The organism is Nesterenkonia aethiopica, from assembly GCF_039534665.1.
GTDB lineage: Bacteria > Actinomycetota > Actinomycetes > Actinomycetales > Micrococcaceae > Nesterenkonia > Nesterenkonia aethiopica.
In genome coordinates, this window is sequence record NZ_BAAAVT010000029.1 from 1 (window position 1) to 16,186 (window position 16,186).

Genomic DNA, 16,186 nt, shown 5'->3' on the forward strand with positions numbered 1-16,186 from the left:
CGGGATCGCTGCACGAACGGATAAGACTGCCCGGAACTTCCACGCTGGGCTCTGCCTCGCAGCGACTCTGCAATGGGTTTAGCAACACGCCCTAGGGTGGTGGCCGATGGCGCCCTCGATCCAAGGAGAACCTATGACCGCCCGAGCCTGCCCGTCCGTGATGACCTTCCGTGCCGCCCTGCTGGATATGGACGGCACTCTCGTGGACTCCCGGGCGGTCGTGGAGAAGCTGTGGCTGCGTTGGGCGCAGCGGCATCAGCTCGATCCCGAGCTTGTGCTGCAGACCGTCCACGGCAGGCAGGGTCAGGAGAGCATGGCGATCCTTCTGCCTGACCGGCCTGAGGAGGAGAACCTGCGGGAGAACCGAGAGATGCTGGCCACCGAGGCGGTCGACACCGAGGGGATCGTCGCCGTCGCCGGGGCCTCCGCTCTGCTGGCAGCTGTGGAGGGCCGTCCGCATGCCCTGGTGACCTCGGCGGACGCCCGGTTGGCGGCGGCCCGAATGGACGCCGCTGGGCTGCGGATGCCTGATCTCCGCGTCACCGCGGAGGACGTCACGGCCAGTAAGCCGTCTCCGGAGGGCTTCCTGAAGGCCGCTGAGGCGCTGGGCGCCGCGCCGGCTGACTGTGTGGTCTTCGAAGACTCGCAGGCCGGGGTCGAGGCCGGCCTGGCGGCGGGGATGACGGTGATCGGGGTCGGGTCGCACGCCGCAGAATTCGAGCCCGCGTGGGCGGTGGAGGACCTGACGGAGATCACGGTGCAGCCGACGCCACGGGCCGATGCCTTCCAGCTGGTCCTGCCCTGACCAGGACTCGGTCAGGCCCCCGGCTAGAGTGGTGTCCATGGTGGCCACTGCTCAGACCTCCCGTTTTCCGATGGCCGGCGACATCGGCTGGCTCATGAATCGGCTGAACCAGCTGCGGGCTGACCGGTTGCGCACTCTGTTGGAACCCTTGGGGCTCAGTGCCCGGTCGGCGGCGATGCTCACGGCGGTGGCGAGTCTGCCGCAGCCCGTGGCGCAGTTCGAGGTCTGCCGTGCTCTGGTGCTCGACCAGGCCAGTGTGGCGATCATCGCCGACGCCCTTCAGAAGGAGGGGTTCATCGAACGTGTGCGGGACGCCCGTGACCGGCGGCGCTATGCCATCACCCTCACCGGCGCCGGAGCCGAGCTGCAGCGCCGATGTGCCGAGATGTCTCGTATCGCTGAGGACGAGCTCGTCGCAGGGCTGCCGGATGACCAGGTCGACACGCTGCGCGGGCTCCTGACCGACCTCGCCTCGCGTCGCGGCATCATCTGACCAGGGGCGAATCGCGTCCTGTCAGGATTCTGCGGATCATCCCTTGACGTCGTGATCTGCATCACTTTATAGTCCTAATAGTTTGTGAGACAAACTCTTGGATCATCAGCACCGGATGAGAGGCAGGGCAGCATGGGACACAGGGGACGCATCATGCGCTGGACGGCGGGGGCCGCCGTGGCGGCGCTTGGACTGACGGCCTGCGGCGCGGGCGACGACGGCGGCGGCAACGGCGCCGATGGCGGCACGTTGAGCTTCGGGGTGGTGCCGTTGGAGACGGCGACCGAGACCCTCGACAACTGGAGCTTCTTCATCGAACTCTTCGAAGAGGAGACCGGATACCAGGTCGAGCTCTTCGAGGCGACGGACCCGGCCGCCGTCATCGAGGCGACGATCGCCGGCGACCTGGACGTCGTCCAGCTGGGCCCATTCGCCCAGTGGATCGCTCGCGACAACGGAGCCCAGCTCGACACGGTCGGGGCGACGGCACCGGACGAGCAGGGCCCGCGCAATGAGGCGGTGGCGGCCGTTCGGGCCGATTCCGGCATCGACGACATCACGCAGCTCGCCGGCGAGGATGTCTGCTTCATCTCGCCAGGCTCGGCCACCGGCTACCTCTTCGGCGCGGCGGCCTTCCTGGGCGAGGGGATGGACCCGGAGCGCGATGTCAACGGCATCTTCGTCGGTGACCACGCCTCAGCGGCCCGCAGCATGTACGACGGCGAATGCGCGGCGGTCTTCACCCACCGCGAGTACGCGGAAGTGATCTTCTTCGACGACAACGAGGACGTCGAGCCCGGTGACCTGGACATCATCTGGCGGGATGAGGTGCCGGAGGGCGGGATCTCCGTCTCGACAGAGATCGATGAGGAGCTGCAGACCCTGATCACGGAGACGATCCTCGAGCTCAACGGTGATGTCGTCTACGAGCGGGGCGACTGCCCCGAGGACCTCCAGGCCGAGGGCGAGACCGGGGACTTCTGCCGCGTCATGGGCCAGTTCTGGGGCATCGTCTCCGAGGACGAGTCCTACTGGGAGCCGGTCGCCGAGGTCTGTGAGCTCACCGATGCGCCGGCCTGCCAGAGCTGAGGTGAGGACCGTGACGGATCACGAGCGCACTGCACAGGAGCTGGCGGTGAGTCTGCGGGGGATCACCAAGGAGTTCAATGATGGCGAGGTCAAAGCACTGCGGGGAATCGATCTGGAGGTGCCGCGGGGCCAGAAGCTGGTGCTGATGGGCCTGTCAGGCTCGGGGAAGTCGACCACGCTGCGGGTGCTGAACCGGCTGCATGATCCGACCTCCGGGGAGATGACGGTGCTGGGGGAGGATCCGATGGCGATGTCGGCCCGTGAGCTGCGCCGGTTCCGGCAGCGGGTGGCGTTCGTGTTCCAGCACTTCAACCTGGTGGGTCGGCTCACCGCGTTGGAGAACGTCATGGCCGGAGCATTGGGCACCCTGCGGGGACCCCGGTATGGGGTGATGACCTATCCCAATGCGATGCGTCATGAGGCACTGGCTCAGCTGGAGCGAGTGGGATTGGGGGATCAGGCCTTCCAGAAGGCCGGCACGCTCTCGGGGGGTCAGCAGCAAAGGGTGGGCATCGCTCGAGCGCTGTTCCAGAAGCCGGAGCTGGTGCTGGCTGATGAGCCCGTGGCCTCCCTGGACCCGGAGTCTTCTCGGCAGATCATGGAGCTGCTGCTGACGGTCTGTGAGGAGGACGGGCTGACGGTGATCTGCAGTCTGCACCAGGTGGAACTGGCCATCGAGTGGGCTGATCGGATGGTGGGGCTGCGTCATGGCGAGATCGTCTTTGACCGGGATGCCTCGCAGATCACGATCGCTGATGCCTCGACCATCTACGCCAGCACTGACCCCACCACCAGTTCTGACCCGGAGGCGGCATGAGTGTGATGGAGACTGCGCAGCCGCGGGTGCTGCGGCCGCCGAAGGACAAGAAGCGACGTCGCCTGCAGCTTGTCGGTCTGGCCGTGATTGCGCTCTTCGGCGTGGCGCTGTGGCAGACCGGGTTCACGCCCTGGAACGTGTGGGGCCGGATGGATTCGGTGATCAACCTGATCGATCGGATGATGCCGCCCAGCTTCGTGGACTGGCAACGGTATGTCGTCGCGGTCATCGAGACGCTGTGGATGGTGCTGGCGGGCACGGCGATCGCGTTGGTGCTGGCGGTGCCGGTCTCGGCGCTGGCGGCGCGGAACATCACCACCGGGCCGGTGGCCTACACCGTCTGTCGGTTCATCATCACGCTGACTCGTGCGGTGCCGTCTCTGGTGTTCGCGCTGATCTTCGTGCGCGCGATCGGGGTAGGACCCACCGCTGGCGTGTTGGCCATGGGGATCAGCTCGATCGGGATGATCGGGAAGTTCTTCGCGGACCGGATCGAAGAGATCGACATGGGCATCGTCGAGGCCAGCAGGGCCTCGGGCGCCACCCGGATCCAGACCTTCTTCTCCGCAGTGTTGCCGCAGGTGATGACCAACTGGATCTCGCTGTCGCTGTATCGCATCGACATCAACCTGCGCAGCGCGGTGATCCTGGGCTTCGTGGGCGCCGGCGGCATCGGGCTGGAACTGCAGCGGGTCCAGGGACAGATGGTCTATACCCGGGTGATGGCGATCGCGATCATCATCTTCGTGCTGGTGCTGCTCACGGAGCGGCTTTCGGCGATGGCTCGAGCCGCTGTGCTGGGTCGAGAGGCGCCGGCCAAGGAGAACCCGTTCTCCCTGCGGGCGATGTATCGGGGTCTGACTGCTCGTCGCGCCCGCCATGGCGGCGACGGCAGCCGCGCCCGCCATGGCGGCGCTGTTCAGGACGCCCCGGTGGTGACTCGTGCGGCGTGGCGTCGGCCCAAGGCTGAGGGTCGGATCAGCGTGGGCTGGGATGCTTTCCGGCTGCGGCGCTGGGCGATGGGCTGGTCAGCGGTGGTGCTGACGGTCGGCAGCTTCGTGCTGCTGGGCTTCGGCCCCGTACAGCTCGTCGCCGCGATCCAGGACATCGTGCCCTATGTGGTGAGCATGTTCCCGCCGGACTTCGTCACCAATTTCACGCGCCATCTGGATCTGATGCTGGAGACCATCTGGATGGCATTGGCCGCCACCGTGCTGGGGCTGATCATCTCTCTTCCGATCGGGATCCTGGGGGCGAAGAACGCAAGCTTCCATCCGATCGCGGAGAAGCTGGCCCGGTTCTCCACCGTCGTGGTCCGGGGCATGCCGGAGCTGATCATCGCGGTGCTGCTGGTGGTCGCCTTCGGGATGGGACCGCTGGCCGGGGTGCTGGCGCTGACCATCGGATCCATCGGACTGGCCGGAAAACTCATCGCCGACACCATTGAGGACACCGACCTGTCGAAGCAGAACGAAGCCATGCGAGCTGTGGGTTCGAGCTGGCTGCAGCGCACGGTGACCTCCACGATCCCGACGGTGATGCCCGGGATCATCGGCGTGGGGCTCTACATGTTCGACGTCTTCGTCCGAGCGGCCACGGTGATGGGCATCGTCGGAGCCGGCGGCATCGGGCTCGCCCTTGACGCCTCCATCCGCGGGCGTCAGATGGACCAGACGCTGGCCCTGATCATCTTGATCTTCATCACCGTCTACGCCACGGAGAGATTCTCCGGCTGGCTCAGGAGGCAGATTCTGTGACACATACTCACCACGACGGCGCGACGGACGACTCGCTGGGTCTGGCCCGCATCGCCCGGCGCGCGGCCGAAGCTGTGGCCGATGACATTCGGCAGGCCTTCACTGAGACGGTCGAGGTCGAGCACAAGACCTCGGAGTTCGATCCGGTCACCGAGGTCGACCGATCCTCGGAACGTCGGATCCGGGAGATCCTGGCCGAGGCGACCCCGCAGGCGGCCATCGCCGGAGAGGAGTTCGGCTCGACGGAGCCGACCGATTCCGTCGGTTCTGCGTCCCTGCGGTGGCATATCGATCCCATCGACGGCACTCACAACTTCATCGCGGGGATCCCCTACATCTCCACCTCGGTGGCCGCCGAGGTGGAGGGGGTGATCGTGGCCGGTGCAGTGCATGACCCCTTGCGGCGCGAGACCTTCTGGGCTTCCGACGATCAGGCGTGGGTCGACGACTCCGTGCTGGCCTCGGCGGCCGAGGATCCCGGGCGGCCCGGAGTGCTGACCTCGCAGCCCTTCCAGGGGCTGCGCTCCACCGGGGCCGAGCTCGAAGAGCTCGTGGAGATCTGCCGCAGCTTCGGGATCGTCCGGAATCCGGGGTCGTTCGCCCTGCAGGTCGCTCACGTGGCCGCGGGTCGGGCCAGCGGGGCCTTCGAACTCACCGGTGCGGCACCGTGGGACATCGCTGGGGGGATTGCGGTGGCCCAGGCCACGGGATGCACCCACCTGCGGCTGGGGCAGGCTCCGCCAGGGTTCGGGGACTGGGCCAGCCATTCCTACCTGATCACCCGAGACCCTGCCCAGGCTGCCGAGATCGGTCCCCGTCTGACCCGGCTCATGACCCACGGCGAGGTGCCGGAGGTGTTCGCCAAGTTCATGGCGATCTGACTCAAGCAGACACGCTCGGCTCAGGCAGGCTCTGAGGTCCGGTCCCATCACGGGGCCGGGCCTCATCGTCTGCCCGTAGACTGCACTCCATGCTGACGCTCAGCGACCGCCGTGTCCTGACTGCCGCACGGGAGGTCACGTCCCGTCTCGGGCCGGGGGACGGGCACACCGTCGGTTCCGCAGCGATCGACATCTCCGGGCGCATCCACACCGGGGTCAACGTCCACCACTTCACCGGTGGCCCCTGCGCGGAGCTCGTGGTGCTGGGCCAGGCCGCCGCAGTGTCGTCTGACCGGCTGATGACCATCACCGCTGTGGGCGATGACGGCCGTGACGTCATCGCGCCCTGCGGACGATGCCGCCAGGTGATGCTCGATCTTCATCCTGACCTCGAGGTGCTGGTGCCGCCGACCGACGCCACTGCAGGGGAGGCGGCGACGCCGGTGTCGATCCGCGACCTGCTGCCGCACGGCTACCGGCACCCGGACGCGGACTCCCCGAGGGTCCTCCGCTTCGCCGGCCAGTACTACGACGATGTCGCCGACGGTCGCAAGACCGTGACCATCCGGCTGGGAGACCCCCAGCGGATCGGCCCGGTGACCATGGTCTTCGAGCAGGCGGAGGCCGCGGGGTTCCAGGTGCTGTCCGGCGTCGTGGAGACCATCGGGCAGCGCCGATTCGGGGAGCTGACCGCCGACGATGTGCGGCGGGAGAACGCCTCGAGCCTCGAGGCCCTCCGCACCGGGCTGCGCACCCACTATCCGCACATCGTCGATGACGACGTCGTCGACGTGGTGGATTTCCGCCTCGCCTGACGGGCCGGGTCAGGAGGAGGTGCTGCGGCGCGCGTCGCCCCAGATGTCGATCCCGGCGTCGACCGCGTGCCGGTCGATCTCGGCCAGCTCCTCGTCATGGAACGGATCGCTGTCCAGAGCTTGCAGGTTCTGCTCCAGCTGCTCCACCCGGCTGGCCCCGATCACCAGCGAGGTGACACGCTCGTCGCGCAGCGCCCAGGCGAGTGCCATCTGGGCCAGCGTCTGGCCACGCCGCTGGGCGATGTCGTGGAGCGCACGGATGCGCGCCAGATTCTCCTCGCTGAGGAAGCCGTCCCGAAAGGAGGGCTTGGTCGCCGCACGGGAGTCCTCCGGGACGCCGCCGAGGTACTTCTCGGTGAGCATGCCCTGGGCGAGCGCGCTGAAGGCGATCACGCCCACGCCTTCATCCTCCACGACGTCCAGCAGTCCGTCATGTTCGATCCAGCGGTTGAACATCGAATAGGAGGGCTGGTGGATCAGCAGGGGAGTGCCGAGCTCCTTCAGGATCGCCGCGGCCCGGCGGGTGTCTGCCGGGGAGTAGGAGGAGATTCCCGCGTACAGGGCCCTGCCGGAGCGGACGGCGGTGTCCAGGGCGGCCATCGTCTCCTCGAGCGGGGTGTCCGCATCCGGGCGATGGGAGTAGAAGATGTCCACATAGTCCAGCCCGAGACGGTCCAACGACGCATCCAGGCTGGAGAGCAGGTACTTCCGGCTGCCGCCCGGCCCACCATAGGGGCCCGGGTGCATGGTCCAGCCCGCCTTGGTGGAGATGATGAGCTCATCCCGGTAGGGGGCGAGGTCCTCCCTCATGAGCCGGCCGAAGTTGATCTCCGCCGAACCCGGAGGGGGACCGTAGTTGTTCGCCAGGTCGAAATGGGTGATGCCGGAGTCGAAGGCGAAGCGCACGATGTCGCGCTGACGCTGGAAAGGGACGTCGTCGCCGAAGTTGTGCCACAGGCCCAGCGAGAGCGGTGGCAGCATCAGGCCGGAACGCCCCACCCGGCGGTAGTCCAGCCTCGAGTAGCGGTCGTCGGCGGCGAGGTAGGGCGGGTGGCTCATGGGCGCTCCTGTTCGGTCGTCGGGCCGCTGACAAGCCTACTCCTGCCGACGCGGGCCGACTACGATCAGTCCATGGTGACGTCACAGAACACAGCGGCGATCGCCCGCGCGACGGGCCGAGCGTGGGACACCTGGGTCGAGGAGCTCGACGGCGCGGGCGCCCGCGAGATGGACCATCCGCAGATCGCTGGACTCGCGATCGCACGTATGCCCGACGGCCTCGACAATCCCGGCTGGTGGGCCCAGGGCGTGGCGGTGGCCTATGAGCAGCATCATGGGCTGCGGGTTCCGGGTCAGACCAGCGACGGGATGTTCCAGGCCTCGGCCAGCACGACGTTCCGCGGCACGCGGGAGGAGGCGTGGGCGGCCTGGACGGAGCTCGTCGCGGACCGTGAGGAGTTCAACGGCGTCGGGCTCGCACAGGCGCCCACGACCTCCGAGACCCCGAAGCGTCGGTACTGGCGGGCCTCCTTGGAGGACGGCACCAGGGTGGTCGTGGGCGTCGCAGCGAAGGGCGGCGACCGGGCGACCATCGGCCTGGAGCACGCGAAGCTCGACTCGCCCGAGGCGATCGACCGCTGGAAGCCGTTCTGGAAGGCTCTGTTGGCGGAGCTCTGAGCGTGCGTCCGGCCGTCGGTCGGGGTCAGCTCTCGATCTGTTCCTGGGCGCCGGAGCCGGACCGGGTCACCTGGATGCGCTGCGGAGTCTCCGCGGAGTAGACGCCTGCGACCCTCACGGTCAGCACGCCGGCGTCGTAGGCGGCGGTCACGGAGTCCGAAGGGACCTCCTGCGGCAGGGTCACTGTCCGGGAGAAGCTGCCGTAGCGGACCTCGCGCAGTCCTTCGGCCTCGCGCTCGTCACGGCGCTCACCGGAGACGGTGAGGCTGCGTCCGGTCAGCTCCACCGACACGTCCTTCTCCGGGTCCACTCCGGGAAGGTCCACACGCAGCACCAGGTCCTCGCCGTCGCGGTGGGCGTCGACGGCGGGGACGAAGCCCGTGGCTTGTCCTGATTCCATGCGGGGAGCCGCGAAGGCCGCGGAGTCGAACAGCGGGGTGCGCAGGGACCGGAAGACGTCGTCCATCAGGGACAGCGGGTCCAGGCGGGTCAGACGGGTGGTCATGAGGATCAGCCCCTTTCGATCTGTTGTCTGGTTGACGGCTTGCAGTCAGATCAACAGCTGTCCGGGGCGTCGTATTCCAAAGTTGAGCGTCATATGCTCAGGTTTTCATATCGTCGTGTCGCTGGCCCTCATGGTGCCGCACAGGCACTGCGGATCAGTGCCTCAGCGGCACGTGCGAGGTCAGCTGATGAGGTGTTGACGCCGAAGGTGAACCGGACGGCGGTCTGTGCCAGGTCCTCCGGCACGCCCATAGCCGTCAGGCTGGGACTCGCCTCCGAGGAGCCGGCGGCGCAGGCGGAACCGGAGGAGCAGAAGATCCCAGCCCGCTCCAGATCCAACAGCACGGATTCTCCACTGCGGCCCGGCAGGACGAAGGAGGCGTGACCGGCCAGCCGCCGGATGCGGTGACCGGTCAGGCGAGCTCCGGGGACACCCTCCTCGACGGCGGCGATGAAGTCGTCGCGTCGCCGACGCAGCGTCTCGGTGTCCTCTGCGGCGGCGAGCTCCAGCGCGGTGGCCATGCCGACGGCGCCGGCGACGTCCTCCGTGCCGGAGCGTCGGCCGCGCTGCTGGCCGCCGCCGTGGATCAGCGGCTCGAAGGGGGTCCGACGCCGCAGCCACAGGACGCCGACGCCTTTCGGGGTGCCGAGCTTGTGACCGGCGAGGCTCAGGGCCTGCACCCCGAGTTCGCGGACGTCAATGGTCTCGGATCCAGCCGCCTGGACCGCATCGGTGTGGAACGGCGTGCCGGTCTCGGCGGCGACGGCCGCCAGGGAGGCGATGTCCTGGACCGTGCCGATCTCGTTGGAGGCCGTCTGTACGCTGACCAAGGTGGTGTCAGACCGCAGGCGGCGCTGCAGCTCGGCGGGGTCGACGACTCCGGCATCGTCCACAGGCAGAACGTCCACCTCGTAGCCGATCCTCTCCAGCCAGGAGGCCGATTCTGAGACCGCTGGGTGCTCCAGTGCGGAGATCAGCACGTGCCGGCCTCGGGGGGCCGCCAAGGCGATCCCCTTGACCGCGGCATTGTCGGACTCGGTCCCGCCCGAGGTGAACAGGATCTCTCCTGGTCGGGCTCCCAGGGTCCGGGCGACGCGAGAGCGGGCGTCGGTCAGGGCACGCTCGGCGGCGAGTCCGGGCTCGTGTCGGCTCGAAGGATTGGCGTGCACCCCGGCGAGCAGCGGCCACATGGCCTCCAGGACCTCGCGGCGCACCGGGGCCGAGGCGGCCGCGTCCAGGTAGACCGTGCAGGGCCCGGAGAGCGTCGGCTGCTCCTGCGGCTCGGGGGTCTGTGTCATGGGAGGATCCTTCGCCGGGTCGGGTGCTGCGGCGCACTGAGGGTTCAGCGCGACGTCGTGAAGTCGAGTCCGAGGTCCACGGCCGGCACGCCATGGGTCAATGCGCCGACGCTGATGACATCGATGCCGGTGGCGGCCACCTGGCCGATCGTGTCCAGGGTGATGCCTCCGGAGGCCTCGACCACGGCACGGCCGGCGATGATCTCCACTCCGCGGCGCAGCTCCGGGAGGGAGAAGTTGTCCAGCATGATCGTGTCGGCCCCGCCGGCCAGCGCCGGGGCGATCTGGTCGATCCGGTCGACCTCCACCTCGATGTGCACGGTGTGCGGCAGTCGGGTTCGTGCGGCGGAGATCGCCGCGGCGAGGTCGTCCACCAGGGCGAGGTGGTTGTCCTTGGCCATCACGGCGTCGGAGAGGCCTGACCGGTGGTTGTGTCCGCCGCCGCAGCGCACGGCATGACGTTCCAGCGCGCGCAGCCCCGGAGTCGTCTTGCGTGTGTCGGCGATGCGCACCCCCGTGCCAGCCACCGCCTCGACGTAGCGGGCCGTCAGACCAGCGACCGCCGTCATGCGCTGCACAAGGTTCAGAGCCACCCGTTCGGCGGTCAGGATGGGCCGTGCCGGGCCGTGCACCGAGGCGAGCCGCTGGCCGGCGACGAAGGGTGTGCCGTCGTCGTGATGAACCGTGACCTCCACATCCTGGGACAGCGCCGTCATCGCCGCGGCGAACACCGCGCCGCCGCTGAACACGCCGGCCTCGCGGGCGACCAGGTCGGCCTCGGCCTGTGCGTCGGCCGGCACGAATGCCCACGAGGTGAGGTCCCCGAAGGGGGCGTCCTCCTCCAAGGCGCGGTGCACCACAGTCTCGATCTGGCTGCGCGTGAGCAGCGGGTCCCCCGCGACGTCGCGGGCAGGGAGCAGGGGGGTCGTCACGGGATCACCTCGGCTTCGCCGCGAGCATGCGGTCCAGGGCGACCTTCGCCTCTGCTGCGACCTCGTCGTCGACGATGATCTGGTTCTCCACCCGGCCGGCGACGAGCTCGTCCAGCACCCACGCGAGGTACCCCGGGTGGATCCGGTACATGGTCGAGCAGGGGCAGATCACCGGATCCAGGCAGAAGATCGTGCGGTCCGGGTACTCGGCGGCCAGCCGGTTGACCATGTTGATCTCGGTGCCCACCGCGATCGTGTCACCGGGGGACGAGGCGGCGATGAACTTCCTGATCGCGTCGGTGGAACCGGCGGCGTCGGCGGCGTCGACCACCGGCATGGGGCATTCCGGGTGGACGATGACCTGGCAGCCGGGGTGCTCGGCGCGGGCCTGCTCGATCTGGTCCACAGTGAAGCGACGGTGCACTGAGCAGAAGCCGTGCCACAGCAGCACCTTCGCCTCTCGCAGCCCCTCCTCGGTGTTGCCTCCGAGCTCCCGGCGGGGGTTCCACATCGGCATCTGCTCCAGCGGCACCCCCATGGCCTTGGCGGTGTTGCGACCCAGGTGCTGGTCAGGGAAGAACAGCACTCGGTGAGCACGCGCGAATGCCCACTCCAGCACGGTGGCGGCATTCGAAGACGTGCATACGATGCCGCTGTGGCGCCCGCAGAAAGCCTTCAGCGCCGCCGAGGAGTTCATGTAGGTCACTGGGATCACCGGGAGCTTGCCCTCGGCATCCGGCTGGGGATCCTCGGGGTCGAAGCCGTAGACCTCGGCGATGTCCTCCCAGGCCTCCTCCACGGACTCCTCGTCGGCCATGTCGGCCATGGAGCAGCCGGCCGCGAGGTTGGGCAGGATCACCTGCTGATCGGCCGAGGAGAGGATGTCGGCAGTCTCGGCCATGAAGTGCACGCCGCAGAACACGATCGTCTCCGCCTCCGGCTTGGTCAGTGCCGCGTTGGCCAGCTGGAAGGAGTCTCCGACGAAGTCGGCGTACTGGACGACCTCGTCGCGCTGGTAGAAGTGTCCGAGGATCACGAGCTTCTCGCCGAGGGCCTCCTTCGCCGCACGGATCCGAGCATGGAGCTGCTCGTCCTCCAGCTCCCGGTACAGCCGCGGCAGCTGACCGGGGCGGATCGTGCGGTCAGGGATCGGGTCGGACTCGGAGGCGCCGGGCCCGTATCCGGGGGCGACGTCGAACTCCCAGGGGCCTCGTGGCAGCGAGTCGTTGCACGACTCCTTGGGCTTGAGCTCGATGCGGTCGTGGACGGACAGGCTCATGGGTTCTCCTCGATGGTGAGCGTGTAGCGGGAGCGGTTGGGGGCCGAGCGGTAGAGCAGCGGCGGCCGGTGGTTCGTGCCGGTCATCCGACGCCCGGTGCTCTCCACCGAGCCCTGGGCCAGCACCTGGCGGCGGAAGTTCGACGGATCCAGGTCTCTGCCGAGGATCGCCTCATAGACCTCGCGGAGCCGGGTCAGCGGGAACTCCTCGGGCAAGAACGCGTGCGCGATGGGGGAGTAGGTGATCTTGGCGCGCAGTCGTTGCAGGGCATAGCGCAGGATGACGCCGTGGTCGAAGGCCAACGGGGCGGTGCCGTCCTCATGGCGGCGCAGGGTCTCATCGGCCGGGAACCACGCGACGTTGTCCCCGTGGTCGGCCTCGGCGTCCTCCTCGGGACGGACCAGGGCCCAGTAGACGATCGAGACCACGCGCTGGTCCGTCTGGCCGGAACGGTCGACGTCGCCGAAGGCGTAGAGCTGTTCGAGGTGCCGGGGCTCCAGGCCCGTGGTGGCCTTCAGCGTCTCCCGGGCCGAGGCGGCCAAGTCGTGATGGTCCTCCAGGGGTCCGCCGGGCAGGGCCCAGCGGCCGCAGAAGGGGTCGCGGATGCGGCGGACCAGCGGCAGCCACAGCGTCGGGCGGTCCTGTGCGGGGCCCGGGCGCAGGGAGAACACGACGGTGGACACGGCCAGCTCCAGGTGCTGGTGGGGCGCCGGTGCCCGGGCCGTCGTCTGGCTCCCTGCGGGACTCGTCACGATGAGCTCACTCCTTCTGGTATCTGTGACACTATGCTATCCATCATAAAGTCATGTCAACCTGAAGGGTGGCAGAGGAGGTGGCGACGGCGGAGCGGCCCTGGTCCTGCGGGCTCTCGCCTCCGGCTTAGACTGTCGCGGTGACCTCTCCTGCTCGACGCCGCCTCCGCCAGGGGCTGCCTGCCGACCGCCGAGGCCTCGGACGGGTCGGGCGCCCTGTGCGGCGTCTCGTCCCGGGGCTCGCTGTGGCGCTGATGGCCGCCGTGGCCGCCCACCTGCTCGCCGAGCAGATCCCCGGCGTCTCCGGACTGCTGCTGGCCATCCTCCTCGGCATCGGTCTGCGTGGACTGCGCTGGATCCCGCCGACCTTCGAGGCGGGACTGCGCGTCGCCTCCAGGACCGTGCTGCGGCTGGCCATCGTGCTGCTCGGGCTCCAGCTGGTGCTGGGCGACATGCTGGCTCTGGGCTGGGAGGTACTGGTCATCGTCGCCGGCACGGTGGTGGTGACCTTCGTCGGCACAGTGCTGGGAGGTCGGGCGCTGGGCACCCCTCGAGGGGAGTCGACCATGCTCGCCACAGGCACCGCGATCTGCGGTGCCTCTGCGGTCGCCGCGGCCGCAGCTGCTCTGGACCGTGGAGACGGACGGGACAGCCGCGGTCGGCCGGTGGATGCGGCTGCGGCGATCGCGGTGGCCGTGGTGACTCTCTGTGGGACCATCGCCATGCTCGTGCTTCCGCTGCTCGTCACCATGCTCGGGTTGGACGAGCGGTCCGCCGGCATCTGGATCGGATCCGGTGTCCACGAAGTGGGTCAGGTGGTGGCTGCGGGAGGGATGGTCGGCGCCACGGCGCTCGCGGTCGCCGTCGTGGTCAAGCTGGCTCGAGTGGTGCTGCTGGCGCCGATCATGGTGGGGCTCGGAGTGGTGGCGCGTCGGCGCGATCCGGGCGGGAGCGCGGCGCGGCGAGAGGCGGGACGGCGGCGACCGCCGCTGATCCCCGGGTTCGTTCTGGGCTTTCTGGGCGCGGCCGCGCTGGCCTCTGTGGTGGGGATTCCAGAGGGGGTCATGGCTCCGGTCCGTGCTGTCACCACGATGCTGATGACGATGGCGATGGTGGGGATCGGTTCCGGGGTGGACCTGCCCGACCTCCTGCGTCGAGGTGGGCCGGCCCTGGCGCTGGGCGTGTTCGGCACGGTCCTTGCCCTGGGTGTCTCGCTGATCGGCGTGGTCGTGCTCCTCTGAACGGCAGGCCCAGAGGTGCCTCGCCGAGGTCGGAGTCTCTCGACTTTCATTCGAAACTGTGTTCGAATGGCAGATATGCGATGGCAGGGTCAGAGGATCGACGGCGACGACGGCGGGGCGCTGCTGCCGCTCAAAGGCCTGGTGCGCACGGTGCGCACCCCAGACTTCGACGGTGTCACGTTTCATGAGGTCGCCTGTCGGTCGGCGCTCAACCGCGTGCCGGCAGGTTCGAACATGCCCTTCACCTGGACCATCAATCCCACCCGGGGGTGTCTCCATCGATGCGTCTACTGCTTCGCGCGGAAGACCCATGAGTACTTGGACTTCGACTCCGGTCGGGACTTCGACACCCAGATCGTGGTGAAGACGAACATCGCGGATGTCCTGCGAGCTGAGCTGTCCAAGCCCAGCTGGGGTAGGGAGCACGTCGCGCTGGGAACCAATTCGGATCCCTATATGCGCGCGGAGGGCCGGTATCGGCTCATGCCTGACATCATCGCGGCGCTGGCCGAGTCTGGGACTCCGTTCTCCATTCTGACCAAGGGCCCGCTGCTGAAGCGGGACCTGCCGCTGCTGCGCGAGGCTGCGCAGCAGGTGTCGGTCTCCGTGGCGGTTTCGCTGGCGATGGTGGATCGGGACCTGCAGCAGCGCGTCGAACCGGGCACCCCGGACCCGCGCGCCCGGCTGAGTCTGATCCGCTCCGTGGTCGATGCCGGACTGGAATGCACGGTGCTGGCGATGCCGATCCTGCCGTGGCTCACCGACTCCGAGGAGCATCTGGATGTGCTGCATGCCGAGCTGGCCGAGGCGGGAGCGGCTGATGTGACCACCGGAGCGCTGCATCTCAGGCCGGGGGCGCGGGAGTGGTTCCTGGACTGGCTCGCTCGGGAGCATCCCCGCCTGGTGCGGCGGTATCGACGGATCTACCGGGGAGGCTCCTATGCTTCCTCCGAGTACAGAACGTGGCTTGCGGCGCGGGCGAAGGAGGCGCGGCGCAGACACGGTGTCGACCGTCGCCGGGGCCCCATGTGGCGGGAGCGCGTGTCGCCGGAGCTGCCGGCCGCGGATCTCGGCCCCCGGCAGCCGGTGCTGTTCTGACTGCCGGGGCAGGCGAGTTCTGGCTGACATCTCCGCGCGGCCTCAGCCCGGGGGTGTCACAATGAATCCATGAGCGTCATCAAGATCAATGCGATCACCGTTCCTGAGGACTCCGGCGATGAGCTGGGAGCCCGCTTCGCCGCACGGCATGGCTCCATGGAGGGCACTCCGGGCTTCGAAGGGTTCGAGCTCTTGCAGCCCACCGATGGCCGCACGGTCTGGCTCGTCGTCACCCGCTGGGCATCGGAGGAGGACTTCGACAACTGGCGGAACTCCGAGCATTTCCAGCGTTCGCACGGTCAGGGCGGCTCAGGAGATCGGGACTCCGGTGACCAGGGGGAGCAGAAGCGACCCCCGGTCGGCATGTCCTCGGAGCTGTGGAGCTACCAGATTTCGGTCACCGGCTGAGGGCTGGTAATCTAACTGGGTCAGAACGTCAGCCCGGCTGACCTGGCCCGCGCCTCCTTAGCTCAGGGGATAGAGCGTCTGCCTCCGGAGCAGAAGGCCGCAGGTTCGAATCCTGCAGGGGGCACCCATCGCCGAAGCCCCGGATTACTGGTCACAGTGGTCCGGGGCTTCGTCGTATCCGGGGTCCATGGCGGGCTGCCGCTCCCGGGTGCCCCTTGACGGCGGAGTGTGACGTGAGCTACGGGTTATTGGCCAGAATGTGTGTATGGCCCGGGCGTGTCATCCCCTTCCGGCCCAGCCTTTGCGTGTCCAGAGGCCTTCCTCAGGCATCACTGAGGT

The 16,186-nt window shown here is 68.4% G+C and carries 17 protein-coding genes and 1 tRNA gene; 12 read left to right on the forward strand and 6 right to left on the reverse strand.

From position 1 onward, the window contains the following. Positions 1 to 133: 133 nt before the first annotated feature. The 7 genes from ABD658_RS14915 to ABD658_RS14945 all read left to right on the forward strand — a co-directional run bounded on the left by ABD658_RS14915 (position 134) and on the right by ABD658_RS14945 (position 6,657). Entirely contained in the window at positions 134 to 805 is a 672-nt protein-coding gene (locus tag ABD658_RS14915) for an HAD-IA family hydrolase (RefSeq protein ID WP_344684477.1), read from the forward strand. A 37-nt stretch (positions 806 to 842) separates the two neighbouring features. Then, positions 843 to 1,298, forward strand: a complete 456-nt coding sequence (locus tag ABD658_RS14920; protein ID WP_344684475.1) for a MarR family winged helix-turn-helix transcriptional regulator — start codon at positions 843 to 845, stop codon at positions 1,296 to 1,298. A gap of 132 nt (positions 1,299 to 1,430) precedes the next feature. Then, the gene (locus ABD658_RS14925) at positions 1,431 to 2,387 is read left to right on the forward strand and encodes a phosphate/phosphite/phosphonate ABC transporter substrate-binding protein (RefSeq protein WP_344684473.1); all 957 of its coding nucleotides are present in this window, start codon (positions 1,431 to 1,433) and stop codon (positions 2,385 to 2,387) included. Positions 2,388 to 2,397: 10 nt separating this feature from the next. Next, positions 2,398 to 3,204: a phosphonate ABC transporter ATP-binding protein gene (gene phnC, locus ABD658_RS14930; protein WP_344684471.1), complete on the forward strand. Its 807-nt coding sequence runs from the start codon at positions 2,398 to 2,400 to the stop codon at positions 3,202 to 3,204. A gap of 5 nt (positions 3,205 to 3,209) precedes the next feature. Continuing rightward, entirely contained in the window at positions 3,210 to 4,961 is a 1,752-nt protein-coding gene (gene phnE / locus ABD658_RS14935) for a phosphonate ABC transporter, permease protein PhnE (protein ID WP_344684469.1), read from the forward strand. Continuing rightward, a complete protein-coding gene (locus ABD658_RS14940) occupies positions 4,958 to 5,842 on the forward strand; it encodes an inositol monophosphatase family protein (protein ID WP_344684467.1) in 885 nt (294 codons plus the stop codon). The genes phnE and ABD658_RS14940 overlap by 4 nt, the downstream gene beginning before the upstream one ends. 89 nt (positions 5,843 to 5,931) lie before the next feature. Further along, on the forward strand, positions 5,932 to 6,657 hold the full coding sequence (locus tag ABD658_RS14945) for an ASCH domain-containing protein (protein ID WP_344684465.1): 726 nt from the start codon (positions 5,932 to 5,934) through the stop codon (positions 6,655 to 6,657). A 9-nt stretch (positions 6,658 to 6,666) separates the two neighbouring features. On the opposite strand, the gene mgrA is transcribed toward ABD658_RS14945, so the two are convergent. Beyond that, on the reverse strand, positions 6,667 to 7,716 hold the full coding sequence (mgrA, locus tag ABD658_RS14950) for an L-glyceraldehyde 3-phosphate reductase (protein WP_344684463.1): 1,050 nt from the start codon (positions 7,714 to 7,716) through the stop codon (positions 6,667 to 6,669). A gap of 72 nt (positions 7,717 to 7,788) precedes the next feature. Here mgrA and ABD658_RS14955 point away from each other — a divergent pair, with 72 nt between their 5' ends. Next, on the forward strand, positions 7,789 to 8,334 hold the full coding sequence (locus ABD658_RS14955; protein WP_344684461.1) for a hypothetical protein: 546 nt from the start codon (positions 7,789 to 7,791) through the stop codon (positions 8,332 to 8,334). Between the two features lie 25 nt (positions 8,335 to 8,359). Here the strand turns inward: ABD658_RS14955 and ABD658_RS14960 are convergent, their stop codons facing one another. From ABD658_RS14960 to ABD658_RS14980, 5 genes are all read right to left on the reverse strand, one after another. After that, positions 8,360 to 8,839 carry an Hsp20/alpha crystallin family protein gene (locus ABD658_RS14960; RefSeq protein ID WP_344684459.1) on the reverse strand — a complete coding sequence of 160 codons (480 nt, stop codon included), beginning with the start codon at positions 8,837 to 8,839 and terminating at the stop codon, positions 8,360 to 8,362. A gap of 128 nt (positions 8,840 to 8,967) precedes the next feature. Beyond that, the gene (locus ABD658_RS14965; protein WP_344684457.1) at positions 8,968 to 10,137 is read right to left on the reverse strand and encodes a cysteine desulfurase family protein; all 1,170 of its coding nucleotides are present in this window, start codon (positions 10,135 to 10,137) and stop codon (positions 8,968 to 8,970) included. Positions 10,138 to 10,181: 44 nt separating this feature from the next. Further along, the gene (gene nadC / locus ABD658_RS14970) at positions 10,182 to 11,024 is read right to left on the reverse strand and encodes a carboxylating nicotinate-nucleotide diphosphorylase (RefSeq protein WP_070160587.1); all 843 of its coding nucleotides are present in this window, start codon (positions 11,022 to 11,024) and stop codon (positions 10,182 to 10,184) included. Positions 11,025 to 11,073: 49 nt separating this feature from the next. Further along, a complete protein-coding gene (gene nadA / locus ABD658_RS14975; RefSeq protein WP_344684452.1) occupies positions 11,074 to 12,348 on the reverse strand; it encodes a quinolinate synthase NadA in 1,275 nt (424 codons plus the stop codon). Then, positions 12,345 to 13,100: an NUDIX hydrolase gene (locus tag ABD658_RS14980; protein WP_070160566.1), complete on the reverse strand. Its 756-nt coding sequence runs from the start codon at positions 13,098 to 13,100 to the stop codon at positions 12,345 to 12,347. Before ABD658_RS14980 ends, nadA begins: the two co-directional genes overlap by 4 nt. Positions 13,101 to 13,240: 140 nt before the next feature. Here ABD658_RS14980 and ABD658_RS14985 point away from each other — a divergent pair, with 140 nt between their 5' ends. The 4 genes from ABD658_RS14985 to ABD658_RS15000 all read left to right on the forward strand — a co-directional run bounded on the left by ABD658_RS14985 (position 13,241) and on the right by ABD658_RS15000 (position 15,971). Beyond that, a complete protein-coding gene (locus ABD658_RS14985) occupies positions 13,241 to 14,341 on the forward strand; it encodes a YeiH family protein (RefSeq protein WP_344684449.1) in 1,101 nt (366 codons plus the stop codon). Between the two features lie 75 nt (positions 14,342 to 14,416). Continuing rightward, positions 14,417 to 15,439, forward strand: a complete 1,023-nt coding sequence (locus ABD658_RS14990; protein WP_344684447.1) for an Rv2578c family radical SAM protein — start codon at positions 14,417 to 14,419, stop codon at positions 15,437 to 15,439. A 69-nt stretch (positions 15,440 to 15,508) separates the two neighbouring features. Further along, positions 15,509 to 15,847, forward strand: a complete 339-nt coding sequence (locus ABD658_RS14995) for an antibiotic biosynthesis monooxygenase family protein (RefSeq protein ID WP_070160572.1) — start codon at positions 15,509 to 15,511, stop codon at positions 15,845 to 15,847. A gap of 51 nt (positions 15,848 to 15,898) precedes the next feature. Further along, positions 15,899 to 15,971: transfer RNA gene (locus ABD658_RS15000), tRNA-Arg, on the forward strand. The last annotated feature ends 215 nt before the right edge of the window (positions 15,972 to 16,186 follow it).

Coding starts and splice junctions, on each gene's coding strand:
- ABD658_RS14915 (WP_344684477.1), top strand. CDS start 134: ATGACCGCCCGAGCCTGCCCGTCCGTGATGACCTTCCGTGCCGCCCTG.
- ABD658_RS14920 (WP_344684475.1), top strand. CDS start 843: ATGGTGGCCACTGCTCAGACCTCCCGTTTTCCGATGGCCGGCGACATC.
- ABD658_RS14925 (WP_344684473.1), top strand. CDS start 1,431: ATGGGACACAGGGGACGCATCATGCGCTGGACGGCGGGGGCCGCCGTG.
- phnE (WP_344684469.1), top strand. CDS start 3,210: ATGGAGACTGCGCAGCCGCGGGTGCTGCGGCCGCCGAAGGACAAGAAG.
- ABD658_RS14945 (WP_344684465.1), top strand. CDS start 5,932: ATGCTGACGCTCAGCGACCGCCGTGTCCTGACTGCCGCACGGGAGGTC.
- mgrA (WP_344684463.1), bottom strand. CDS start 7,716: ATGAGCCACCCGCCCTACCTCGCCGCCGACGACCGCTACTCGAGGCTG.
- ABD658_RS14955 (WP_344684461.1), top strand. CDS start 7,789: ATGGTGACGTCACAGAACACAGCGGCGATCGCCCGCGCGACGGGCCGA.
- ABD658_RS14960 (WP_344684459.1), bottom strand. CDS start 8,839: ATGACCACCCGTCTGACCCGCCTGGACCCGCTGTCCCTGATGGACGAC.
- ABD658_RS14965 (WP_344684457.1), bottom strand. CDS start 10,137: ATGACACAGACCCCCGAGCCGCAGGAGCAGCCGACGCTCTCCGGGCCC.
- nadA (WP_344684452.1), bottom strand. CDS start 12,348: ATGAGCCTGTCCGTCCACGACCGCATCGAGCTCAAGCCCAAGGAGTCG.
- ABD658_RS14990 (WP_344684447.1), top strand. CDS start 14,417: ATGCGATGGCAGGGTCAGAGGATCGACGGCGACGACGGCGGGGCGCTG.
- ABD658_RS14995 (WP_070160572.1), top strand. CDS start 15,509: ATGAGCGTCATCAAGATCAATGCGATCACCGTTCCTGAGGACTCCGGC.